The following is a 22,318-nucleotide window of genomic DNA, read 5'->3' as shown; positions in this document are numbered from 1 at the left end:
AAGAAGACAGCTAATTCGGCATCATCTTGTTCGTTGCTCCAAAGGCTATTGGGAAAGGCGGTTTTTTATGTATAACAACCCAGTCCTGCTCCGTGGCTTACACCCCATTTCCCCAGAAAACAGGCAAGCTTCCCTCAATGCTCGTCTCCCGCTGTCTCACCAGGTGACAGGATATCTCCGGTTGCTAGATGCGCAGGCCTCGGTCGTTGGATTTGCGCCAAGCGCCGGTTAATGGCATCCAACACGGCCCGTACGGCTGCCCCCTGCCCGTCTCCACGTTCCGGCGCGGCCCCGACCAAAATCTCTTCTCGCCGTTTCGATGTCACATAACTAAGGGCCACTGCCACAACAGTCCGTCCGGCTAACGTAAAAGTCTTCAATTCGGACAACACAAAGGGTTCAGGCAACTCCGGGATTTGGTTTAACGCTTCAACCGTAGCCCACGCCATCATGTAATGGTATTGACTTGGCACATACCGACCTTGCCAGTGTCCTTCATAACTCGTCAACTCATCATTGCTCGGCTGCAGACGCACAAAACTATGACCGGTTTGATGAATGGTATCTAGGTCCATACGAAACTCCGCAACCGTCAGCCGGGGTAGGGGCTGCATATGACTGTCATCTATTATTTGAGCCACCGATATTTTCTTATGATCCACGCGCAAATTCCATTGGGCTAATAACGCACTTTCCACATCACGCACGATCTGCTTGGGCGAGCGATCCAGCGTGGTCAACACGTGAATTTCTTCTACAGCGCCCCATTCATTTACCGCAACATGACACCGCAATACGGTGGGTAAACGCTTTATCAGGGCTTCAATTTCATCCACAGAAACGTGATCGAATTCTCCGCTCATCCGGACGGAAACTCCTTCATTAGACTGTCATTGTGAAATGGTCGTGCAAGGAAAGGATCGGAAATGACTGTAAGATACATCCTTGCCGCCCGTTCATTTATTGAAATCCTCAGTCATTAGGCTTTTGTTTTGAATGCCCTACTGGGGCTCTTGGCGTTACCCGAGTTGAGGACTTTTTGACCAGATCCACCTCTTTTGGTTCGAAGCTGGCACAAAACTTTGTTGGGCACCGCCTCAAAACACAAATCCGCATGCAATGCACTCAAAGAGGATATCCAACAATTCGATATCCTCTTTGAAAATTCCTTTATTTTCTGGGCACTATTCGGGAATATAGGTCGAATTAATCTGTCCGAGTTCCCGGATGCGGTGTTCAGCCACCTGGTCAGCGGCTTCTTGGGTCGGAATATTCTCCTTTTGGGAACGGGTCAAGATTTCCCCAACCTGTTTGCCAATCGCGCGAACACGGGCATAGGCTCGTTCTTTGTTGTATCCATCTCGGTGAAATTCATCGGCAACATTGACGACGCCACCACCATTAATCACGTAATCCGGGACATACACAATCCCGCGACGCATGAGCTCCAAACCATGGCGGGGTTCTTTGAGTTGGTTATTTGCTGAACCCGCAATGACTTTGCATTTAAACTGGGGAATGGTGCCGTCGTTGATAATGGCTCCCAGCGCACACGGGGCAAAAATGTCAGCCTCTACACCATAAATCTCTTGGGGTTCCACCCATTTGGCTCCGAGGCGTTCCGCAACTTGTTTGCCCTCTTCAGGATGAATGTCCGTCACAATTAATTGGGCTCCGGCTTCTTTGAGCATTTCGCCCAATAAACTTCCCACATGTCCTAATCCTTGAATGGCTACTGTACGACCGTGGAAATCGTCCGAACCAAATGCCATTTTCATGGCCGCCTTCATGCCTTCCAAAACGCCCACCGCAGTCGCCGGCGAGGGATCGCCACTGGTTTCCTTCAGGCCGCCCACAAATTCGGTTTCACGGGCAATCACAGCCATATCATCGGCGTTAACCCCCACATCTTCCGCAGTAATGTAGCGCCCGCCTAGACTTTGAATGAGACGGCCAAAAGAGCGCAACATGGCCTCCGACTTATCATGGCGCGAGTCCGCCCAAATCACAGACTTTCCGCCTCCTAAGTCTAGTCCCATGGCCGCATTTTTATATGTCATCCCCCGGGACAGTCGAAGAACATCGGTAATGGCATCATCTTCAGAATCATACGGCCACATTCTAAGACCACCGAGAGCCGGACCGAGCGTTGTATCATGTATCGCCACGATCGCTTTCAATCCTGTGGTATGGTCATACCAAAAGACCAATTCCTCGTGACCATACTGTTCCATCGCTTCAAATATGTTCATTCCTCACTCGCGCAAGACGCGCGAGAGTCACTTCCTTTCTGTTTTTCGGTTGGATGGCTGGGAGCCGCCATTGCCGACTCCGCTCATCATGATGGCATAAACCTCGTAGATGGTAAACCGTTATGCCCGAGATTTTGGTGACAGGACTAAAAAAAGCCCCGAAAGGGGCTTAACTGGCCTTGATTTGCATTCTTAGCTTATCCGCCACCATGGCAATAAACTCGGAATTCGTAGGTTTACCCCGGTCTCGATTGACAGTATGTCCGAAAATGCCGTTAATTACATCGACATTTCCTCGGGACCAAGCCACTTCGATCGCATGACGAATAGCTCGTTCGACTCGGCTGGGCGTTGTCTTATATTTTGATGCAATGGCCGGATACAACTCTTTGGTCACACCGCTTAATAAATCCACACGGTTAATGACCATCACAATCGCTTCCCGTAAATATAAATAACCTTTGATGTGAGCAGGGATCCCAATTTCATGAATAATATTGGTCACTTCGACATCAAGGTTCTTGACCGGAACGACCGTAATTTTGCCTGAGGGTACATTAGATTTTTTGGCCGGCGCTGGCGATCCCGCCAATTGTTTAACGCGAGAAGCCAACACTTTTAGATTAAAAGGTTTGAGTATATAGTAGTCGGCACCTAGTTCTAGCGCCTTTTGTGTCATAGTTTCTTGTCCAAATGCCGTTAAAATAATAACTCGTGGCGGATTGGGTAAATCCATTTGAGCCAGACGCTCTAAAACACCAATGCCGTCTAAATGAGGCATAATGATGTCAAGAACAATGACGTCCACAGGTTGTTGTGAAAGCAGTTCTAATACTTCCATACCATGGTTAGCAATACCGGCCACTTCCAGTCCTTCTTCGCCACGTATCGCTTCTTGCAATAATTCACAGAATTCGCGATTGTCATCCGCGATTAATACCTTTATTGCCATGTCCCAGCCCCCTGCATCTCATTCAAAAATTGGCACAGATCTTTCTTCTACGATTTTGCCTCATCTCCTTCCTCTTGCGAAGTCTCTTTTCCCTCCAAATTCACGCATTTTTCGGTTTCATTCGACAGCAGGCCGGCTTGTTGCAGATACGCAATGCGAATGTATGCTGTACGCGTGTGTAGCCATAATGTACGGCCATATTGTAATAACACCCACAAAATGCCTGTTGTAACGGTCAAAAAGACCCACATCACAAATGCGGCTTGGGGAGATTTTTCCATTTCGCGTACCACCCTCGTCCGATGACATTAGGGAAATATGACGAACGATTTCGCGATCGTCCGTCGAATTTCCTGCAAAAATCGGCTTACGAAAAAGATTTTTGTTTGACCATCCAATAGGCATAGCAGCCGTAGCCTAGTGAGGGTCGACTCATCAAGACGTGCGTCACGGCTCCCACCAGATGACCATCTTGAATAATGGGACTGCCACTCATCCCTTGAATAATACCACCGGTCTGGCGCAACAAGGCTGGATCATCCACTTCAAACAACAAGCCTTTTGTATGGGCGTGCCATTGTAAATACGTTTTCAAAATACGGATCGAAAATAATTGCGGGGACTGACCATGTAACACAGTGATAATTTGAGCGGGACCTGGATGGACCTGATCGGGCAAGGCCACAGGCAAGGCTTTTTTGGGACCCCATAACGGCTTATGACTCAAGATGCCGGTAATACCAAAAAGGCCATTGCTGACTACGTTACCCTGAACATTATGCCCATTAGCCAACACGCCAATTTTTTGACCGGGTCCATGAATAGATCCTGCGATTATTCCAACAATGCGAGCACCCGTTAATTGACCACTTCTCACCGAAATCGGTATGCGTGTTAGCCCATCGGTTATACTATGTCCCAACGCCGCATATTTTAACGTGTGGGGATCATAAAACGTTAAGGTGCCGACTCCGCTTGCCCCGCCTTGTACCACCACGCCAATATGCCACGCATGCTGTGTTTGAGACCATACAGGCCTGACATAGCGCCAATGAAAGTGACGAGCTCCTTGCACTCCGAGGGCCACCGCCTGATGCCGTTTACCCGATCTCTGGACGGCTTGTTCAAGGGCCTGGTTGGATGTCACCAGATGATGATTAGCTTCCACAATGACATCCCCTTTGTCGATTCCCGCCTCTTCGGCCGGATCCACCAAGTGGCCGTTGACGACAATGGGCGCATAACCTCTCACCACCAGTCCCCGGGTATTGACCACCACCCCGATCGACTGTCCACCTGGCACTTCGTAAAGCGGTTTCGTCACGTCGACGGGAACCGGTCGCCAGGGAATCCATCCAAACAGTTTAGGTTGTAACACAAAATGTCCAGGATTTGCTCCCCATATATCGACCCGCCCCGGTTCCACAAACACAGGATAGGCTTTGGGTGATCCCAGCGAAAGCCACGTGCTCCAGGGCAATGAAATGTGCTGACCCGATGGAACCATGATGGTTTTGGGGAGATTAACCATTTGGCGCACAGGGGGAAGAAATCCGGTGATGATGACCGTTGCCGCCCCGATCAAACCGATAATGCGTGCAAGTTGTTGACGCCGTTTCATGGTTCTCACCTCCTCTTATTTGTTTCCCTTTTTAAGGTCTCGGAAACGAGGAGAATTCATGCCCGGAATTACGACCAAGGTCTGACTGTGCAGCCAGACCTGCGGCAAAATCTTAGCCATTTTTTTAAGCGCTTGCTGCAAAACCGGTGGGTTTAGGAAAAATTGCTGTCAACTTTAGTGGATCATTGCGCAATGTTTTCCTCGGTAAGAATTCTTTTATCCACGACTCATCATATTTTGGCGGATTACACGCGTCCTCAACAAAACAGTGTCTTAAAGGTTTAATAAGCGATTGGCAATATCGGAGGCGGCATGCGGACGCGCCCACAGTTCTTGATGATGAATAATTTTGCGGCGTAGGGGAGATTCTTCGGGAAGAATATTCCGAACCCATTTTAATAAGTCTTTGTCGCCACGCACGGCCATATCATGGAGTAACAAACGATCCCGATTGGCTTCTTCCTGTCCGGGAATCCAGTGGGTCAAAATGAATGGCACATGCGATTGGGCGACTTCTGCTGCCGTAACACCCCCCGGTTTGCCGACCACCAGCCGGGAGTGATGCAACAATAATGGCATTTTTTCCACATATCCAACGATAGTGACGACATCGGGCCACGAATATTGATCAAGATGCCAACGCAGACGTTCGTTGTGTCCACATACGGCCACAACAGGATAATCGGCTTCGGCCAATTTACGCAAAATACGGTAATATGGTCCCATCCCCAAACCGCCCCCCAGAAGCACAATGGGATCTTTTGCATAAAGCGGCAATTCCCATGCTGGTTCATGAAAGGACGACCGAATAGGAATTCCTGTCTGCCAAACCTGTTCTTTTTTCACCCCAAAGCGCGCCAAATCTTCTACTTGTTCCGGCAACCACACAGTATAGGCATCGGCCAATGGTTCATACCAAAAGCGGTGTACCGATAAATCGGTCAACACCCCAACAAGTTTCAAATGGGAATGGATCTCTTTCACCCCTGCCCATGCGTTTAAGGCAAAAGGATGAGTGGCCAGAATGATGTCCGGCTCATAGAGATCGTAAACATGATTCAAGATCTCCTGCCCAATACGCATCCAACGTTGACGATGTTTAGCCCACTGCAATGGCGAATGATCGCCCCAGCGAAAAATATACCCATATTGACGCGGAATATATTTTAAAGCCCAAAAATATAATCCGGTTTCAATGCGTGCCTTTCCCACTAAATGCTCAGAGAACTCGACCTCCATTCCGAGCTTTAAACAAGCTTCTGCCAATGCTTTGGCCGCAATATCATGGCCTGTTCCTATGGGTAAGCTGGCGATTAATATCCGCATCCGGTTCTCCTTGAAATATCACTACGTCACGTGAATCTTAATAAAAGAATTTACTAATAATCAGACCCCAAATCGTGCCGGCAGCCACTTCCCAGGGGGTATGGCCCACAAACTCCGGAAAATCCCGGTCGATATCTGCGACGTATTCTGAGCGGGACACCAGATTAAGATACCGAGATTGCAGCCCTACCACACGCCGCACATGGATCGCGTCATAAAGCACAATGAGGCCAAAAACAGCACTGATCGCAAATTCTCCCGACCGCCAGCCGTACTGATATCCAATTGATGAGACCAAAGCAACGACCATGGCGGAATGGGACGAGGGCATGCCCCCAGCACCAACCAGGCGGTCATAACGCGGTTCATGACGGGATACCACGTAAATCAGAAATTTCAACAGTTGTGCAGTCACTGCGGCAGTGACCGCGCTGACGAGCACGCGGTTGCTGTCCAGGAGCCATTGCAAATTAATCCCCCCGTTTTCCCCATTCCAGCAAATGTCGTGCGTGCGAAGTTGCCATTGCATCAGATTGTCCACTCAGCATTCTGGCGATTTCTTGTTCCCGGTCGTGATTTTCAACACATTTCACAATGGACCGCACCCCATTCTCATCTGGAGTCTTCACCACGATCCACTGAGAATGCGCGTTAGCGGCCACTGACGGCTGGTGGCTAATTACAATCACTTGACGATGCTCGCCCAATGACCGCAAGAGACGGCCCACGCGAGCAGCACTTTGCCCGCCCAGCCCCGCATCTAGCTCATCAAATATCAAAGTCGCTCCACCATGACTTCCACCTAACACGGCCATGGCCAATGCCAGGCGAGCCAATTCACCACCCGAAGCCACTTTGGTTGCGGGTTTCATGTCTTGCTGCGCCGAGGAGGCGTAGAAAATGGCAGCATGATCGAGGCCCCACTGCGCCGGTTCATTTGTTTCTAGAACAAAGCGCACTTGGGACGCTGGCATTTCCATTTCATGAACGAGTTCCGACAACTTTCCACTAACATCCTCAGCTGCCACCCGCCGTTGCTTCGATAGTTCCTCTGCCCGATGCATATATTCGCTTTCTGCGTCACGAAGTTTGCGTTCGGCAATATGGAGTTCCCATTCAAAGTTTTCCCATTTCTCAAGATCCTGCTGCAACGTTTCAGTATACCGTACTAATTCATCAATTCCCATATTGTAGCGGCGTTTGACTTTTGCCAATTCGTTAGCGCGACTCTCAAGTGCTTCCAATTGTCCTGGTTCTTGATCGAGATGGCTAGCCCATTCATTAAGAGCGAGTCGCAACTCGTCGACCACACTAATCGTCTGGTCAACAAGACTTCCCAGTGACATGGCATCAGCATCCAGACGCATTAAATTCTCCACATTCCGCGCAATTCGGCCTAACAAGCTGACCACATTACCTGATTCGGCATTATCCAAATCCTGCTCTATGGTGTGTAAAATTTCTAAGAGGCGTTGGCGAGAGTGTAACCGGGTTAACTCACGACTTAAGCGTTCTTCTTCTTCGGCATCTAAGTGGAGTTGCAGCAATTCTTCAACCTCTTGGCGCTTGGACGCAATGATATGCGCATCTGGGACATTCGCCGTCAACTCGGCGTGTGCAGCTTTTTGCTTACGCCACGCATGATAAGCTGTTTCGACTTGTGAGCGCAAGGGTTCTAGCTGGGCATAATGGTCGAGCCACAATAATAACGGGCTGGAATCAAATAAACGTAAAGCATGGTGTTGCCCGCTAAAATCAATAAGTTCCGGAGCCAACTCCCGTAGCACCTGACGGGTAACGATTTGTCCCTGGACCCGGTATGTGGATCGCCCTTCAGCGGTCATATCCCGCTGAATAATTAAGGTATCGTCTTCTTCAATTCCCCATTGACGAAGCACATTCCACAAAAGATCAGCAGGGGACACTGAAAAAGCTGCCCGAATGCGAAAACTATTGCCAAAAGGACCAACCTGATCAGCCGTTCCCGACAGGCCAAAGACCGCGGGAATAGCCGTCAGTAGCAAGGATTTTCCTGCCCCGGATTCACCCGTTACCGCAGTAAATCCCTTATCAAAAGTCACATCAGCATGGTGAATCAAGCCGAAGTTTTCTACGTTTAATGCGGTTAGCATATCCCACATCCAATCAACGTAACTCTTCTAACCGTTTCGCCAATATCGGCGCTTCTTCTTTAGACCGGGCTACGACTAATACCGTGTTTTCACCCGCTAAGGTACCAGCCACTTCCGGCCAATCCATTTTATCGATGGCTTCCGAGACCACTTCTGCCCCTGCTGTTAAGGTCTTAACCACAACCAAGTTCTCACTGACAACATATCCGGTTAAGACTTCCCGCAATAAACGACGGAGGCGGTCACGAGTCACCCCAAGCGCCCGGTCGTCGGGCAAGGCATAGCGGTGAGAATCTTGGTATGGCACCTTAATTAACCCTAAATCTTTGATATCACGGGAGATTGTGGCCTGGGTTGCCGGCATCCCTTTGGCTGCTAAAATTTCCGACAGTTCTTCTTGCGTCTCTACGGGTTGTGTCGTAATGATTTCTTGAATTAATGATTGACGTGTGCGTTTATCATGACGCATAGTCCTAATGCCCCTTTCGCCAGCCCCTTAAAACTTGGAAGAAACTCCAACCCGGCCGACGAAACAGCCGGATGGTGGTCGGACTGGTTTCCACTAAAACTTCATCGCCATCCACCAGGGGATAGGTTTCTTGGCCATCCACCGTTACCAAGGTATCTCGGTGCATGGCCCGAACACGGATTTTCACTTGTTGATCCCCATTGATGACTATAGAACGGTCAAAAAACGAATGTGGACAGATTGGCGTTACGACCATGACACTCAAGGCCGGACTCAAAATCGGTCCACCAGCCGATAATGAATATGCCGTTGATCCTGTCGGAGACGCGACAATCAGTCCATCGGCAGGATACGTCGTGACATAGGCATCATCGACAAAAGTTTCGAGATTGATCAGCCGGGCAAAAGGGCCCTTGGTGACGACGACGTCGTTCATGGCTTCAAAATGAGCCAATTCGCGATGTCCTCGCATCACCCGCGCCGTTAATAAGTGACGCTGATCAATGTCATATTGATTATTCACCATAGCAGTCAAAGCAGGCAACAAGTCGGGCACTTCAACTTCTGTCAAAAAGCCTAAATGTCCCAGGTTCACTCCCAAAATTGGACAATTGAGATGCGCCAACGCTTTTGCTGCATGCAAAAGTGTTCCGTCGCCGCCTAAGACGATAATGCCGTCGACACTACCTTCTGGCACATGATCCAGATCCTGGCCGAGATCAGGATATCCCACCGCTTCGGCTAAAGCCGTGGGAATTATGGTATCGATACCGTGATCGGTGGCCCATTTCGAAATTCTCCCGGTCAATCCCCTGACTTGATCCTTATCGGTATTGGGCCAAATTAACAGCCGTTTCAATGAGGTTCCTCCCGGTCCCATGCTTGATCCACGACTTGGATAATATCAATACTGTGCGTCGTCGTCACGGGTTGTCGATTACTGAGAAGACTCAAAAACTCAATGTTGCCCTCGGGGCCGCGGATAGGGGACGGAGTTAATCCCATGACGCTAAAACCCAATTTTTGCGCATAAGCCATGAAGCGTCGTAACACATCGACATGTACCTGGCGGTCTCTGACCACCCCATGTTTGCCAACATGCTCCGGGCCGGCTTCAAATTGCGGCTTGACCAGTCCAATAACCCATCCTTCCTCCTTCAATAAGGTCCGCAGAGGAGACAGCAACAGCTCCATGCTAATGAAAGACGCATCAATTGATGCTGCGTCCGCTAGGTCTCTTGTCCCCAACATCTCAGCCGACAACCAGCGGGCATTGGTTTTCTCCAAAACCGTTACGCGGTCATCATTGCGAAGCTTCCAGTCAAGTTGTCCATAGCCCACGTCAACAGCCCAGACATGAGATGCCCCATGTTGCAACCAGCAGTCAGTAAATCCGCCTGTGGATGCTCCGATATCGATTATTCTCCATCCTTGGGGATCTAAACCAAAATGCTTTAACCCGGCTTCCAATTTTAAACCGCCACGACTCACATAGCGGTGAGCGCTCCCCTGAACTTCAATCTTTGCGTCCCCATTGACCAGGGTTCCAGCCTTGGTAATTTTGACGCCATTGACAAAAACCTGTCCCGCCATAACCAAGGCCTGAGCTTTAGAGCGTGTGGGTACCAGTCCCTGGTCAACCATAACACGGTCTAAGCGTTGATTGCCCTGATCTATTTTTTGGCTCTTTCCGTTTGAGGAAGCCACGTTCTGACCCTCCGCGCTAGACCTTCGGCATTGAGTTCGTATAAATTCAAGTAGTAACTAGCAGATCCATGGTCAATAAATTCATCGGGCAATCCCGCGTTCAAAATCGGCAATTCGATAGCTTCGGCATTCAGCCATTCATTAATCGCTGACCCGAATCCCCCAGCCACCACATGTTCCTCGAGCGTCACAATGGCGCGGGTTTCTTGCACCACTTGACGCAATAGAGCGGTATCAAGCGGTTTAATGAAGCGGGCATTCACGACCCCGATATCATAACCTTCTTCAGCCAAAATTTCTCGTGCCGTCAAGGCATGATAGACCATGGGACCTATCGCGATAATGGTTGCGTCGCCTCCATGAGCCAACCATTCGCCTTGGCCCCATGGCAATGGCTTCAACGGTTCTGTTAAGTCTAAACCGCGGCTTGCTCCCCGGGGATATCTCAGTGCCACCGGGTGCGGCCTGTCTAAGGCACTCACCAGTAACTGGCGTAATTCCCTTTCATCTTTCCCCATAGCAATTTCCATGTTCGGAACCGCGCGCAGAAAACTGATGTCATAGACACCTTGGTGGGTCGCTCCGTCTCCTCCCACGATCCCAGCCCGGTCTACCCCCAAAATCACCGGCAAATCCTGATGGCAAATGTCGTGAATCACTTGGTCGTAAGCTCTTTGCAAAAACGTGCTATAAACCGCAAATACGGGACGCATTCCGCCTATCGCCAAACCTGCAGCAAATGTGGCCGCATGTTGCTCAGCAATACCGACATCAAAAAACCGGTCAGGAAAAGCTTTTTGAAAGAGATCGAGTTTGGTTCCGTCGGGCATAGCCGCCGTAATCGCCACGATTTCGGGGTGTGTCTTAGCCAATTCGATCAAGGTTTGACTGAAAACCTGACTATAGGATGGCGGTTGGGGCTTTTTAATAAACTGCCCGGATTGAATTTCAAAAGGCCCTGGTCCATGAAATTCTCCAGGACGTTCCTCCGCTGGACGGTAGCCACGACCTTTTTGAGTAATCACATGCACGACAACTGGCCCGTCGACCAATTGCGCATTGCGCAGGACCGGAATCAGCTCGGACAAATTATGACCATCAATGGGTCCATAATACTTAAATCCTAATTCTTCAAACACATTGCGAGGTAAAACCGCATGGTGTAATAAATCCTTGACCCGCTCAATGGTTTTGCGAAGAGGCCCGCCAAATACCGGGACCGAATCCAGTAATTGTTCAATTTCTTGTTTCATACGCGTATACGCCGGAGCTGATCGCAATTCCGTCAAATAGCGTGAAAAAGCTCCTACATTGGGGGCAATAGACATCGAGTTATCATTGACCACAATCACTAAATTGGTTTTGGTTTGGCCGATTTGATTAAGCGCTTCCCATGCCATTCCAGCCGTCAGGGCCCCATCGCCAATCACCGCGACGATGCGGTATTTTTGGTGACGCAAGTCGCGGGCACTGGCAATCCCCATCGCCGCCGATAACGAAGTGGAGGCGTGCCCAGCCTCCCAGACATCGTATTCACTTTCGCGACGTTTGAGGAAACCAGACAACCCGTTTAATTGCCGGAGAGTAGAAAACGTTTGATAGCGCCCCGTCAACAATTTATGAGCATAGGCCTGGTGACCAATATCCCAAATCAGCTTATCTTGGGGTGTATCATAAGCATAATGCAGAGCAATCGCGAGTTCCACAGCCCCTAAACTCGCGCCGATGTGTCCTCCGGTTTGGGCCGTGGTTTCAATAATCACGCGGCGGATTTCTTTCGCTAATTCCTCTAGTTGCAGTATCGACCAATTCCGCATGTCTTTGGGGGATTGGATTGATGCCAGCAATTTTGTTTCCATAACCTACCTCCTTACCACTGACGGTCCACAGCAAAATCGATCAAATTACGCAAAATTTCGGCTCCGGGCTCCGAACCAATAGCAATCTTGGCCCGAATCCGGTGGTCATCAGCCAATCTGCGCGCTTGCTCGATGCCTACCAGTCGCGGATAGGTTGCTTTGCCTCGCTCACTGTCCGTGCCGACATTCTTCCCGAGCAACTCACGCTTGCCGACGACATTCAAAATGTCGTCAACAATCTGAAAGGCCAGGCCAAAATGTTCCCCATACACGCTCAGTGCCTTTTGCCGTGCGTGATTGCCCGTAAGCAAAGCCGGAATGACCAATGCGGCTTGAAATAATGCCCCCGTTTTATTGCGGTGTATGGTTTGCAATTCTGCCAATTCCACATCATGATGCTCAGCCGCTAAATCCATCACTTGTCCCTTGATTAAGCCTTGTCGTCCCACGGCTACCGATAAATAGGTAATGGCATTTAATACGTCTTCCGCCTTAGCGTTTTGCATTTGGCTCATTTTTACAAAAGCCTCAGTCAACAGCGCGTCGCCCGACAAGATAGCCATGGCTTCTGGAAACATTTTATGGGCTGTTGGCTGCCCACGCCGCAAGTCGTCATTATCCATGGCCGGCAGATCGTCATGAATTAACGAATAGGTATGAATATATTCAACCGCTAAGGCTACATCACGAAAGGTGTCCTGGGGTAACCCCAAATACACTGTACTGGCCATGACGAGTTGAGGCCGTAACCTTTTTCCTCCCGCAAGCAGTGAATAGCGCATGACTTCTTCAACAGTGCCAGGTGCTGCTTGACGAGCAATATCATCCTCGCGAATCCACTGTTCGATTATCGCCCGGGTTTCTTCAAGCCATTTTCCTATGTCCACGTTATGCCTCAGCCTTTGGTTTCAGTAAGCTTTCAGCTTGATTTAGCAGAAGGTTGGCTTTCTCACTGAGAACTCTGGCTTCTTGATACATAACCAGGCTTTCTTTGAGAGAGAGCCTGCCTCCCTCTAGCTGACGGACAATTTCTTCGAGCCGGACAATGATGTTTTCAAATTGGTCAAGTTCGTTTTCCTCAATCACGCATCTTCCTCTTTCCCCGGTGTCTCAGATCTCATCCAATAGCTCCCATTATACCAGTGTACCTCATATCGCTGCCCTTGACGAACGTCTTCTTTGCCAATTGTATTACCAGATTCATCTAACACATAAGTATAACCACGGCGCAATACGGCCGAGGGGTTCATAGCGGCTAAAGACGCTGCCAGTTTTTCGACATGCAATCGTAACGACTGAACCATCCGCTCAAAAGCCCGATCTCGGCGTTCATCTAGGCGATCTAAAAGGTCGCGACGTGTAATGATAAGCCGGGAGCTATCGGCCAGGATGCCGTGAGTTGTCCACCCTTCAATGCGGGTACGTTCCCATTCCAAACGGCGGCTTAAGGCTTGATACACCCTTTCATTGAGCTGATCAATCCATTCCATAAGACGGCCTTTCTCCGGCACCGCCAATTCAGCGGCCGCTGATGGAGTCGGTGCCCGCAAATCAGCCACTAAATCGACTAGGGTGGTATCAATTTCATGACCGACCGCAGATATTACAGGCATAGGTGACTTAGCCACCGTGCGCACCACCATCTCATCATTAAAAGCCATTAAATCTTCTTTTGAACCGCCTCCCCGGCCAATAATTAACACACTAATCGGCGTCCGAAAAGCCTTTTGCAAGGCCTCTACAATGGCCCGGGGCGCATCTTGACCTTGGACAAGAACCGGGAATAACCACACAGGCATGCCCGGAAAACGGCGGTTGATGACAGTTTCAATATCATATCGGGCCGCTCCCGTTCCCGAGGTAATCACACCGATCGCCCGCGGTAATTTGGGAATGGGACGTTTGGGACGGGAAAACAACCCTTCCTGATAGAGTTTTTGTTTTAACGCCTCGAGCTTTTGAAACTGGGCTCCCGCTCCCAAGTCTTGAATCACACTGGCATACAGTTGGGTTTGCCCATCTCGTTCAAAGACGCCGATGCGTCCATAGACCAATACGGACATGCCGTCAACCAAGGGTTTCGTTAAGGAAACGGCATCGCGCCGAAACATCACGCCCCGGATTTGAGCCTGATCATCTTTCAATATAAAGTACCAGTGCCCCGAACTATGATGTTTAACCCCCGACAATTCTCCTTGGACCCATAGGCGTTGCCATTCCGGAACGTTTTCCACGAGCTTTCTAATACCTTGCACTAGTTCGTGGACACTCAACACACTTTCTGTCATGATCCAACCGTTTCCTGAAAGGCTTGCCACGTATTACTGAGGAGCATAGCGATTGTCATGGGTCCAATGCCTCCGGGCACAGGAGTAATCCGTGAAGCCATGGCGGCAACCGAATCAAAATCCACATCTCCAACAATCCCGCTCTCAGTGCGGTTAATCCCCACATCAATCACAGTGGCCCCTGGTTTAATCCAGTTAGGCTGCACCAAATGGGCATGTCCCACCGCGGCCACGACAATATCTGCTTCCCGGGTAATGTCCCACGCATTTGGTGTCTTCGAATGCACGATAGTGACGGTAGCGTTGCGTTCCACGAACATAAGGGCTAAAGGACGGCCCACCAATTGCGAACGGCCAATAACGACCACGCGTTGGCCCTCTAAAGGCACATGGTAGCGGTCTAACAACTCAATGATTCCAAGGGGTGTACAGGGTCTTAACCCACTTTGACCTGCCATAAGTCGGCCCATATTAGTCGGCGTGAGACCGTCAACATCTTTGCGTGGATCTAAGTGGCGAAGAATAACTTGAGCATCTATATGCCTAGGCACGGGCAGCTGCAATAAAATCCCATGGATACTCGGATCTTGGTTTAACATTTCAATGGTTTCCAAGACCTGGCTTGTCGTCGAATGTGCTGGAAGAATGATTTGACGAGAGTCCATCCCAACTTGTGTACTCGCCCGGTGCTTATTTCGCACGTAAATTTTCGACGCCGGATCATCTCCGACTAGCACTACCGCTAATCCTGGTCTTAGCATCGTGCGTTCATAATGCTCCTCAATCTTCTTGGCTAGCTCTTCGCGGATAATCTGAGCCGTTCGTTTCCCATCTAAGAGCTGGGCAGTTGCCATTATTATTTCGTCCTCTCTATGAGTTCTTCGCGTCATGCCGACATCTCTTAACTACCTTGATGATATCCTTAAATTCCCGTAAATGAAAAATCCGGTTCTATTTTCGACGACGATGCCGCTAATACGCCCCTGAATTACGCAATGAAGTGCTTCATGCAATGGTCTCGAATTTTATTTAGCTGCTAAAAAGCTGGTATCCAATACGGGCGATACCCACTGCATTATCCCGACTGAGATCGGGAGTTGCAAAGAAAATTTCTTCGGGGTGAGAGCTATGTCGGATGAGTTCGTGGCGAAGGGTTTCATTCGCAGCCACCCCTCCCACCACAACCAACGGCCAAACATGGACGGCGCGCTCAATCAACCTCGCTAAGGCACGTGCCAATACCAATTCGACTCCCCGTGCCACATTCGCGCCGGCAACTCCTTGCTCATAGGCCCTGCGAGCTTGAGTTTCTGGGCCGGAAAAACTGGTTTTCCACTCCGTTCCATCATGCCAAACGCGGGGGACGGTCAACATGAGAGGCTCTGTAGCGTGTTGAGCCAAGGCTTGCAGGTGGGGGCCCGCTGGAAAGGGCAAACCCAGCATCACGCCCACACGATCAACGAGTTGGCCCGCGTACAGATCATCGGTGCTCCCGATGCGTTGAATCAAAAAATGGCCGGAATCTTGCCGGCGGACTTGCAACAATTCCGTCGTGCCCCCCGAAATATGCAGCGCTGAGAAACTCGTCCATTCCTCGTGCCCGATGCTCCACAAGGCCGCTTGAATGTGTCCCTCTTGATGGGTGGATAACCATAAAGGCACACCGTATACATAAGCCAGTGATCGGGCAAAACTCACTCCCACACTAAAGGGTGGTAGATAAGACGTGGGCAGAGGCCTGGGTTTTTCGGAAACACAGATGCCACGAATAGAATACGCCGTGATCGCTTGCACCAATTTCTCAATGAGAACTGGCATATTTTGGACATGTTCAAAAACCGCCTCCGAGGGACGTAATCCCCGTTGCGATGGCGGTACTTTCAGCAGTTGCCGTTGTTGAAAGATAACATGCTCCGCGGTCACTGCCGCGACCGAGGTGGTATAGGCACTGGTATCCAAACCAATAACACAATCACGAATTGACTGGGTCATCCTTAATCTGTGGATTCTCCTTGTGCGTCTTCTCATCAGCCAATGGCCGATCGACATCTCCCTGCGGACGAACGGTTTTGGATGCAGTAGATAAGACGCCATTGACAAACCGTTTGGCCTCATCGGTACTATAGGCACCGGCTAACTCTAAAGCTTCTGCAATAATGACCGAAATCGGAGTCTTGGGTTCATATAAAAGCTCATAAACAGCAATACGCAGAACATTCCGGTCAATCGTCGGCATACGTTGAATGCGCCAATCCACAGAGGATTGGGCAATGATTTCATCAATCTGATCTTGATGCATTAACACACCATGCACGATAGATTCTGCAAATTGCCGGTCATCCGGATCTTGCCCTTGAAGACGTGCCACCAAGACACCTGGCTCGGTATGGGCTAAATCATGTTCAAATAATACGCGTAAAGCCATTTCCCGTGCATGATGTCGAGCCATTACCTTTCCCCCTTTATGGATCGTTTAAGATTCTGAACTCGCTGGGCTTCCAGAGGAATTATCTTCCGTGGAGGCAAACGAGACGCCTTGGACATGAATATTCACATCCGAAACGGTGAGTCCAGTCATCAATTCCACTTGCTCTTTCACTCGGTCTTGAATACGCGACGCAACCTCTGGAATTTTTGCGCCATATTGGACCACCACATACAGATCAAGACTCACTCGGTTATCCTTCACTTCTAATTTGACGCCACGACTAGCGGCTTTTTTTCCCAACATTTCCGTAATGCCCCCGGTTAGTCCGCCGCTCATTGCCGCTACGCCATCTACCTCTGAGGCCGCAATCCCAGCAATCACTGCTATCACTTCATTGGCAATGCGCACACTGGGTATGGTTTTAATCTCCTGGGCCGTGTCTGCCATGATATGTCCTCCCCTCTTGTGGACTGCACCAAATCCATTGTCGAGATCTTTCCACTACGCATGTCGGCGTTTACGCGCCTTTGATGCGCTCAGCCAGGAAATTGGTATGAATGCGACCCGCACAGAATTCCTCATCGTTCATCAGTTGTTTGTGGAGGTCCAACGTCGTCTTGACCCCTTCGATATGGAATTCACTCAGCGCCCGCCGCATGCGTTCAATCGCTTCGTCACGGGTACGACCCCAGGTCACAATTTTGGCCAACAGGGAATCATAAAAGGGTTGAACTTGATAGCCGGGTTCCGCCCCCGAATCCACGCGCACCCAGGGCCCACCTGGCTCCTGCCATACCGTGACCTTGCCGGGGCTCGGGCGAAATTGATTAGCCGGGTCTTCCGCATTTATACGACATTCAATAGCCCAGCCCCTGAGTTCCACATCATCTTGTGTGATCGACAAGGGTAGGCCCGCGGCCACGCGAATTTGTTCCTTTACAATATCGATGCCCGTAATCATTTCGGTACAGGCATGCTCCACTTGGACCCGCGTATTCATCTCCATAAAGTAAAAATGCCCATTTTCATCCAATAAAAATTCTAATGTTCCCGCACTCGTATAGTTCACGGCTTGGGCGGCACGAACGGCAGCTTCACTCATTTTGGCTCGCAATTCTGGGGTCATGGCTACAGAAGGCGCTTCTTCCAAAACTTTTTGCCGCCGCCGCTGCAATGACGACTCCCGTTCACCTAACGTAACCACATGCCCATAGTTATCGGCAAGCACTTGGATTTCAATGTGACGGGGTTGCCGCAAGTATTTTTCGATATACACATCTCCCTGCCCAAAGGCTGATTTTGCCTCGCGGCTGGCGCGTTCCAATGCTTCTTCCAATTCATTTGGCGATTCGACAACTCGTATGCCCCGTCCTCCGCCGCCGAATGACGCCTTCACCATTACAGGATAACCAATTTCCTCGGCAATCCGCTTCGCCTCGTCAATATTTTCCACTGTGCCTGCCGTCCCCGGAACAACGGGGACCCCCGCCTCCATCATCATTTGCCGGGCTTGAGCTTTGATTCCCATTTTCTCGATGGCATCGGCTGGGGGTCCGATGAATTTAATGCCCCATGTCTGGCACACAGCAGCAAAATGATGATTCTCGGACAAAAATCCGTAACCCGGATGGATAGCTTCCGCCCCAGTTTGTACCGCGGCATTAATAATATTCGGAATATGTAAGTAGCTTAAATTGGATGGAGCCGGTCCAATAGGAAAGGCTTCGTCCGCATATTTGACATGCGTGGCCTCTTTATCGGCATCCGAATAGACTGCTACTGTCTTGATACCGAGTTCCCGAGCAGCACGCATTACCCGGATGGCTATTTCGCCCCGGTTAGCGACTAAAATTTTGTTAAACAAGATGACACCTCCGATTCTCTTTCATTACTAGACCACAATCATTCAGGATTGTCTAGACTCTGTCGACGCCCACTCCATGCCTTTTTTGTGCCTCTTTCTATGTTTGGTATTCTGGCTTGCCTTATCATTTGGTGAAAGCACGGTGTTTATAATCTGAAACATGATAGGGACCAATTTGTGGTATGCTGAAATTGTTCATAATGATCTACAAAAAGGAGGAGTCGCATGATGGAAAATAAGCAACCAACCCTTGTCGTCTTAACAACAGGTAAAGAAGCTTTTGTCCGCGCCAATGCCGTCTTACAAATGACCTTGATGATGCGCAAATTTGGACAAATGCCTGTAGAATTCTTGGCGCTTGGCCCGGGTATTGAAATTCTCCGTTCCAACCAAAAGAATTCCCCGCAATTTGGCCAACAACTTCAAGCCATGAAAGAAGCTGGAATTGAAATTGCTGTATGTGAAAATTCTTTAGAAAATCTCGGATTAACCATGGACCAAATGTTTGAAGCAAAAGTAGTGCGGGGTGGCGAAGAAGTCGCTCATAAGATTTTAGAAGGCTACAAAGTCTTAACGTTTTAACGGTATAACGGTGTAGCCGATGGCTCATCACAATAGAACATAATGAAAAGGAGCGCGTCATGCGCTCCTTTTTACTCATTTAGGATTTCGGAAGAATCACCACATCTTGAGGCGGTAAACTCGTGACTTCGGTAATGGTATCGGCGATCCGCCCAATTTGCTCGGAATTGAGATTAGTGGCTCCGATGACGACCACCGCTTTATTTTGGGTGATGGTCACAGCACTCAAGGGAAACCCGCGAGCGGATAACAGACCTTCGGCTTGTGTTTCTTCTTTTAATTCTTGCGTATCCCGAACCATGGTCGCCGTGGCTTCGTCTTTGGCTGACTGCGATATAGAGGGATTACTGATCAAGGCTTTCAAGGTGGCAATTTCTTCGGTCATCACGCGATCTCGGTGCATGCGGTAATTCACAAAATAATTTTCCAAATTTGTGACCGTCTGGGCTTGCTGTTTTTGAGGTGAGACAGTTGTGTATGCCGTGGCATTAGGGGAGGTTCTGTGATAGACCACATATCCCAATAACACGGCTAACACCGTAACAAATGCAGCAAACCGGACAATTTGGGGACGATTCATCGTATTCTCTCCTCTCAATCATGAATTTCGTATGAACCAAGGTTAGGTCGATGGCAAAATGAGCACTTGGTAGGGTTGCACTTGTAGTAACGTTTCGACCGCTTGGGCCAGCTCCGCGCGAATTAACGGATTATGAGCCGACGGACTGACCACAACGACACCTTCCACAGCCGGGCCAATTTCATCGAGGGGCACAACAGTCTCCCCAGAATTGGTTGTCAGGACGACCGGAGAGGATCCCTGGCCGCTGGCATTTGATGAGGCATATTGTGACGTCATACTGCGACTTAAGGTCACAGCCACAGAAACCTGATGAACTTGGGGAATAGCCTCCAAAATTTGACGGAGTTGTGAAGAGACTTCTTGTTCTTGGGCCACTAAAGGACCCTTACTCGTCACCGGTGCCGATGAATGAGGCGGCGACGGAACAGAAGGACCAAAACTGCCGAATCCTAACAACAACACTCCTAATAGCCCGATCCCGATAAGGCGGTATAATTGAGGTCGGTCCTGCGCCGAAATTTTTTTCCACCATTCCTGAAAATTGTTGGACATTGCAATCTTCCCCTTATGGCCTGTGTAGTGCTCCGCATTTATGGTTTGATTTGTGTCACGGTGCGTTTTAGTGCAGGATTCACAACAATGAGCTGGACGTGAAGGCTAGAGGCACTCTCTCCCGTCGTTATCGCTAAAGCGTCTTGGACATACTGCGACAGCGTGTGGGTGGCAAGAGGTGCACTCGTTTTCACCAGGGCCTGGTAATGTAGAGGACTACTCCTGGTCAGTTGGCAGGAGATGACCTGGGGATAACTCATCACCATAGCTTCCGCTTGAGCTAGCTGTTCTTGTTGTACCAGCGCAGTAAAATTGGCGCCTGTTCCCGGTCCTAACAACGCGCTGGGCGCGCTAGAATGTTGTAGTTGGTGCATCAGACTCCAAATGGGAGAAACCATGGCTAACAACAAAACCAAACCCACGATGAGCCCCGCATACTTTTTCAAATCGCCCTTGGGGAGAATAAATTCCGCAAGGTTGCCAAGCAATACGATAATGATCAGCGACTTCACCCAGTGCCCAATTAAAGCCATCATTACAGTCCCACTCCATTGGATGCGGTCACCACAACCGTAATCATCAAAAAGAACATGAGCGCCACGGACCCGGTAATTGCTAGCAACCATCCCGCTGCCGTGGCCATCGTTTCTAAAGTCTTATTAACCCCGCTTACACCTAAGGGTTCTGTTGCCGCAGCCCCCAAACGATAGAGCACCATCATAATGAAGAGCTTGATCAAGGGAAATGCCACAAGGACAATGATGGTTAAAGCCCCGACAACCGAAACCGCATTTTTGAGCAACATCGAGGAACCTAGAACGGCTTCCATAGCATCCGAAAACGCTTTGCCAACCACCGGCACAAAGGTATTGGCCAGAAATTTCCCCGTACGTAATGTGACGCCGTCTGCCACTGAGCCCGCCGAGCCTTCTACCGCCATCACCCCCAGGAACAACGTCATTAACCCGCCCAATAAGGTCAGACCGGTTTGACGTAGCAGCAAGGCTAAATTTTTTAGGGAAAAATTAGGGAGCCAGTGGCCAACCAAGTCCACAATGGTCGCAAGCAACACTAACGGCAGAACCCATGATCGGGTCAAAACCGCTACCAAATTGACGGTTAGCATCATCACGGGGTGAAAAATGCCGGCAGATGCCACTGCCCCACTGCCCGCCATCAATACCACAAGAAGGGGAATTAAAGCTTCCATAAGATGCACCACATCCGTCAACAGGTGATGCACCATAGACAATGCCACCCCAAAGGCATGCAACGCAATCAGAATGAGAGCGGAGACCACCACCATTTCCGACAACTCGGCAATTCGTCCCGCTCCATCAATGGATTGAGTCAACCTTGCTAAAATCGCCGCCAACACTGAAAGCAGAAAAATGACCCCTAATACCCGACCTTCTTGCGCTAAATCTCCGGCAATAGCTTGCCCCATAGCGGACAACAAGGTCTTCAGCGGAAAGGGATTTTTGTGATGCAGGAGGTCCGAAGCCATTTCCGAGACGGTAGGGATATGGATTTGAGGATAGGGATTAACGAGCTGGGAGATTTGATGATCCAGCGACTGGGTATTAACGCTTTGCGCTTGGTGTTGTACGAGCGTATCGATCCCTTGGGCATAAACCGCCGGAGATAATCCCGCGATCATCCCCATCGCCACGATCCAAATCCAAAGGCGCTTTAGCATGTCC

General features: G+C 49.8%; 25 protein-coding genes. 1 reads left to right on the top strand and 24 read right to left on the bottom strand.

Translation table 11 applies throughout. The annotated features are described in order from the left end of the window. Nucleotides 1-134 precede the first annotated feature (134 nt). From B8987_RS13765 to accC, 20 genes are all read right to left on the bottom strand, one after another. A complete protein-coding gene (locus B8987_RS13765; RefSeq protein ID WP_020373276.1) occupies nucleotides 135-863 on the bottom strand; it encodes a hypothetical protein in 729 nt (242 codons plus the stop codon). A gap of 321 nt (nucleotides 864-1,184) precedes the next feature. Continuing rightward, complete coding sequence (locus B8987_RS13760) at nucleotides 1,185-2,252, bottom strand: Glu/Leu/Phe/Val dehydrogenase dimerization domain-containing protein (RefSeq protein WP_020373277.1); 1,068 nt, start codon at nucleotides 2,250-2,252, stop codon at nucleotides 1,185-1,187. A 169-nt stretch (nucleotides 2,253-2,421) separates the two neighbouring features. Continuing rightward, on the bottom strand, nucleotides 2,422-3,204 hold the full coding sequence (gene spo0A, locus B8987_RS13755; protein WP_020373278.1) for a sporulation transcription factor Spo0A: 783 nt from the start codon (nucleotides 3,202-3,204) through the stop codon (nucleotides 2,422-2,424). 47 nt (nucleotides 3,205-3,251) lie between these two features. Further along, on the bottom strand, nucleotides 3,252-3,485 hold the full coding sequence (locus B8987_RS13750) for a hypothetical protein (RefSeq protein WP_020373279.1): 234 nt from the start codon (nucleotides 3,483-3,485) through the stop codon (nucleotides 3,252-3,254). Between the two features lie 86 nt (nucleotides 3,486-3,571). Beyond that, nucleotides 3,572-4,825 (bottom strand): SpoIVB peptidase, encoded by a 1,254-nt coding sequence (gene spoIVB, locus B8987_RS13745; protein ID WP_020373280.1) that lies wholly within the window; start codon nucleotides 4,823-4,825, stop codon nucleotides 3,572-3,574. A 273-nt stretch (nucleotides 4,826-5,098) separates the two neighbouring features. Beyond that, nucleotides 5,099-6,151: an MGDG synthase family glycosyltransferase gene (locus B8987_RS13740; protein WP_020373281.1), complete on the bottom strand. Its 1,053-nt coding sequence runs from the start codon at nucleotides 6,149-6,151 to the stop codon at nucleotides 5,099-5,101. Between the two features lie 37 nt (nucleotides 6,152-6,188). Then, nucleotides 6,189-6,620: a divergent PAP2 family protein gene (locus B8987_RS13735; RefSeq protein WP_020373282.1), complete on the bottom strand. Its 432-nt coding sequence runs from the start codon at nucleotides 6,618-6,620 to the stop codon at nucleotides 6,189-6,191. A 1-nt stretch (nucleotide 6,621) separates the two neighbouring features. Continuing rightward, complete coding sequence (locus tag B8987_RS13730; RefSeq protein WP_020373283.1) at nucleotides 6,622-8,283, bottom strand: DNA repair protein RecN; 1,662 nt, start codon at nucleotides 8,281-8,283, stop codon at nucleotides 6,622-6,624. A gap of 13 nt (nucleotides 8,284-8,296) precedes the next feature. Next, complete coding sequence (gene argR, locus B8987_RS13725; protein WP_020373284.1) at nucleotides 8,297-8,752, bottom strand: arginine repressor; 456 nt, start codon at nucleotides 8,750-8,752, stop codon at nucleotides 8,297-8,299. A gap of 4 nt (nucleotides 8,753-8,756) precedes the next feature. Then, the gene (locus tag B8987_RS13720) at nucleotides 8,757-9,611 is read right to left on the bottom strand and encodes an NAD(+)/NADH kinase (RefSeq protein ID WP_020373285.1); all 855 of its coding nucleotides are present in this window, start codon (nucleotides 9,609-9,611) and stop codon (nucleotides 8,757-8,759) included. Further along, nucleotides 9,608-10,459, bottom strand: a complete 852-nt coding sequence (locus tag B8987_RS13715) for a TlyA family RNA methyltransferase (protein WP_020373286.1) — start codon at nucleotides 10,457-10,459, stop codon at nucleotides 9,608-9,610. Before B8987_RS13715 ends, B8987_RS13720 begins: the two co-directional genes overlap by 4 nt. Next, complete coding sequence (gene dxs / locus B8987_RS13710) at nucleotides 10,426-12,318, bottom strand: 1-deoxy-D-xylulose-5-phosphate synthase (RefSeq protein ID WP_020373287.1); 1,893 nt, start codon at nucleotides 12,316-12,318, stop codon at nucleotides 10,426-10,428. The genes B8987_RS13715 and dxs overlap by 34 nt, the downstream gene beginning before the upstream one ends. Before the next feature lie 11 nt (nucleotides 12,319-12,329). Beyond that, complete coding sequence (locus B8987_RS13705; protein WP_020373288.1) at nucleotides 12,330-13,205, bottom strand: polyprenyl synthetase family protein; 876 nt, start codon at nucleotides 13,203-13,205, stop codon at nucleotides 12,330-12,332. A 1-nt stretch (nucleotide 13,206) separates the two neighbouring features. Continuing rightward, nucleotides 13,207-13,404: an exodeoxyribonuclease VII small subunit gene (gene xseB / locus B8987_RS13700; RefSeq protein WP_020373289.1), complete on the bottom strand. Its 198-nt coding sequence runs from the start codon at nucleotides 13,402-13,404 to the stop codon at nucleotides 13,207-13,209. Further along, nucleotides 13,401-14,606 (bottom strand): exodeoxyribonuclease VII large subunit, encoded by a 1,206-nt coding sequence (gene xseA, locus B8987_RS13695; RefSeq protein ID WP_020373290.1) that lies wholly within the window; start codon nucleotides 14,604-14,606, stop codon nucleotides 13,401-13,403. The genes xseB and xseA overlap by 4 nt, the downstream gene beginning before the upstream one ends. Further along, nucleotides 14,603-15,460, bottom strand: a complete 858-nt coding sequence (gene folD / locus B8987_RS13690; protein WP_020373291.1) for a bifunctional methylenetetrahydrofolate dehydrogenase/methenyltetrahydrofolate cyclohydrolase FolD — start codon at nucleotides 15,458-15,460, stop codon at nucleotides 14,603-14,605. The genes xseA and folD overlap by 4 nt, the downstream gene beginning before the upstream one ends. 175 nt (nucleotides 15,461-15,635) lie before the next feature. Beyond that, nucleotides 15,636-16,598: a tRNA (adenosine(37)-N6)-threonylcarbamoyltransferase complex transferase subunit TsaD gene (locus B8987_RS13685; RefSeq protein WP_020373292.1), complete on the bottom strand. Its 963-nt coding sequence runs from the start codon at nucleotides 16,596-16,598 to the stop codon at nucleotides 15,636-15,638. Then, complete coding sequence (nusB, locus tag B8987_RS13680) at nucleotides 16,579-17,055, bottom strand: transcription antitermination factor NusB (RefSeq protein WP_020373293.1); 477 nt, start codon at nucleotides 17,053-17,055, stop codon at nucleotides 16,579-16,581. Before nusB ends, B8987_RS13685 begins: the two co-directional genes overlap by 20 nt. Before the next feature lie 24 nt (nucleotides 17,056-17,079). Further along, the gene (locus B8987_RS13675; RefSeq protein ID WP_020373294.1) at nucleotides 17,080-17,481 is read right to left on the bottom strand and encodes an Asp23/Gls24 family envelope stress response protein; all 402 of its coding nucleotides are present in this window, start codon (nucleotides 17,479-17,481) and stop codon (nucleotides 17,080-17,082) included. Nucleotides 17,482-17,551: 70 nt separating this feature from the next. After that, nucleotides 17,552-18,898 carry an acetyl-CoA carboxylase biotin carboxylase subunit gene (accC, locus tag B8987_RS13670; RefSeq protein ID WP_020373295.1) on the bottom strand — a complete coding sequence of 449 codons (1,347 nt, stop codon included), beginning with the start codon at nucleotides 18,896-18,898 and terminating at the stop codon, nucleotides 17,552-17,554. A gap of 225 nt (nucleotides 18,899-19,123) precedes the next feature. Between accC and B8987_RS13665 the strand changes: the two genes are divergently transcribed. Beyond that, entirely contained in the window at nucleotides 19,124-19,480 is a 357-nt protein-coding gene (locus tag B8987_RS13665) for a DsrE family protein (protein ID WP_020373296.1), read from the top strand. A 79-nt stretch (nucleotides 19,481-19,559) separates the two neighbouring features. On the opposite strand, the gene B8987_RS13660 is transcribed toward B8987_RS13665, so the two are convergent. From B8987_RS13660 to spoIIIAE, 4 genes are read right to left on the bottom strand one after another with little or no spacing between them, the layout of a single operon-like run. Next, nucleotides 19,560-20,060 (bottom strand): SpoIIIAH-like family protein, encoded by a 501-nt coding sequence (locus tag B8987_RS13660; protein WP_020373297.1) that lies wholly within the window; start codon nucleotides 20,058-20,060, stop codon nucleotides 19,560-19,562. Between the two features lie 42 nt (nucleotides 20,061-20,102). After that, nucleotides 20,103-20,615, bottom strand: a complete 513-nt coding sequence (locus B8987_RS13655) for a hypothetical protein (protein ID WP_020373298.1) — start codon at nucleotides 20,613-20,615, stop codon at nucleotides 20,103-20,105. Nucleotides 20,616-20,653: 38 nt separating this feature from the next. Further along, nucleotides 20,654-21,151 (bottom strand): stage III sporulation protein AF, encoded by a 498-nt coding sequence (locus B8987_RS13650; RefSeq protein ID WP_020373299.1) that lies wholly within the window; start codon nucleotides 21,149-21,151, stop codon nucleotides 20,654-20,656. After that, nucleotides 21,151-22,314: a stage III sporulation protein AE gene (spoIIIAE, locus tag B8987_RS13645; protein WP_020373300.1), complete on the bottom strand. Its 1,164-nt coding sequence runs from the start codon at nucleotides 22,312-22,314 to the stop codon at nucleotides 21,151-21,153. Before spoIIIAE ends, B8987_RS13650 begins: the two co-directional genes overlap by 1 nt. Between the last annotated feature and the right edge of the window lie 4 nt (nucleotides 22,315-22,318).

Origin of the sequence: Sulfobacillus thermosulfidooxidans DSM 9293 (genome assembly GCF_900176145.1) — a bacterium.
Lineage (GTDB): Bacteria > Bacillota > Sulfobacillia > Sulfobacillales > Sulfobacillaceae > Sulfobacillus > Sulfobacillus thermosulfidooxidans.
This window is presented reverse-complemented; position numbering and strand designations above follow the sequence as displayed.

Coding starts and splice junctions, on each gene's coding strand:
- B8987_RS13765 (WP_020373276.1), bottom strand. CDS start 863: ATGAGCGGAGAATTCGATCACGTTTCTGTGGATGAAATTGAAGCCCTG.
- B8987_RS13760 (WP_020373277.1), bottom strand. CDS start 2,252: ATGAACATATTTGAAGCGATGGAACAGTATGGTCACGAGGAATTGGTC.
- spo0A (WP_020373278.1), bottom strand. CDS start 3,204: ATGGCAATAAAGGTATTAATCGCGGATGACAATCGCGAATTCTGTGAA.
- B8987_RS13750 (WP_020373279.1), bottom strand. CDS start 3,485: ATGGAAAAATCTCCCCAAGCCGCATTTGTGATGTGGGTCTTTTTGACC.
- spoIVB (WP_020373280.1), bottom strand. CDS start 4,825: ATGAAACGGCGTCAACAACTTGCACGCATTATCGGTTTGATCGGGGCG.
- B8987_RS13740 (WP_020373281.1), bottom strand. CDS start 6,151: ATGCGGATATTAATCGCCAGCTTACCCATAGGAACAGGCCATGATATT.
- B8987_RS13730 (WP_020373283.1), bottom strand. CDS start 8,283: ATGCTAACCGCATTAAACGTAGAAAACTTCGGCTTGATTCACCATGCT.
- argR (WP_020373284.1), bottom strand. CDS start 8,752: ATGCGTCATGATAAACGCACACGTCAATCATTAATTCAAGAAATCATT.
- dxs (WP_020373287.1), bottom strand. CDS start 12,318: ATGGAAACAAAATTGCTGGCATCAATCCAATCCCCCAAAGACATGCGG.
- xseA (WP_020373290.1), bottom strand. CDS start 14,606: ATGACAGAAAGTGTGTTGAGTGTCCACGAACTAGTGCAAGGTATTAGA.
- folD (WP_020373291.1), bottom strand. CDS start 15,460: ATGGCAACTGCCCAGCTCTTAGATGGGAAACGAACGGCTCAGATTATC.
- B8987_RS13685 (WP_020373292.1), bottom strand. CDS start 16,598: ATGACCCAGTCAATTCGTGATTGTGTTATTGGTTTGGATACCAGTGCC.
- nusB (WP_020373293.1), bottom strand. CDS start 17,055: ATGGCTCGACATCATGCACGGGAAATGGCTTTACGCGTATTATTTGAA.
- B8987_RS13675 (WP_020373294.1), bottom strand. CDS start 17,481: ATGGCAGACACGGCCCAGGAGATTAAAACCATACCCAGTGTGCGCATT.
- B8987_RS13665 (WP_020373296.1), top strand. CDS start 19,124: ATGATGGAAAATAAGCAACCAACCCTTGTCGTCTTAACAACAGGTAAA.
- B8987_RS13660 (WP_020373297.1), bottom strand. CDS start 20,060: ATGAATCGTCCCCAAATTGTCCGGTTTGCTGCATTTGTTACGGTGTTA.
- B8987_RS13655 (WP_020373298.1), bottom strand. CDS start 20,615: ATGTCCAACAATTTTCAGGAATGGTGGAAAAAAATTTCGGCGCAGGAC.
- B8987_RS13650 (WP_020373299.1), bottom strand. CDS start 21,151: ATGATGGCTTTAATTGGGCACTGGGTGAAGTCGCTGATCATTATCGTA.
- spoIIIAE (WP_020373300.1), bottom strand. CDS start 22,314: ATGCTAAAGCGCCTTTGGATTTGGATCGTGGCGATGGGGATGATCGCG.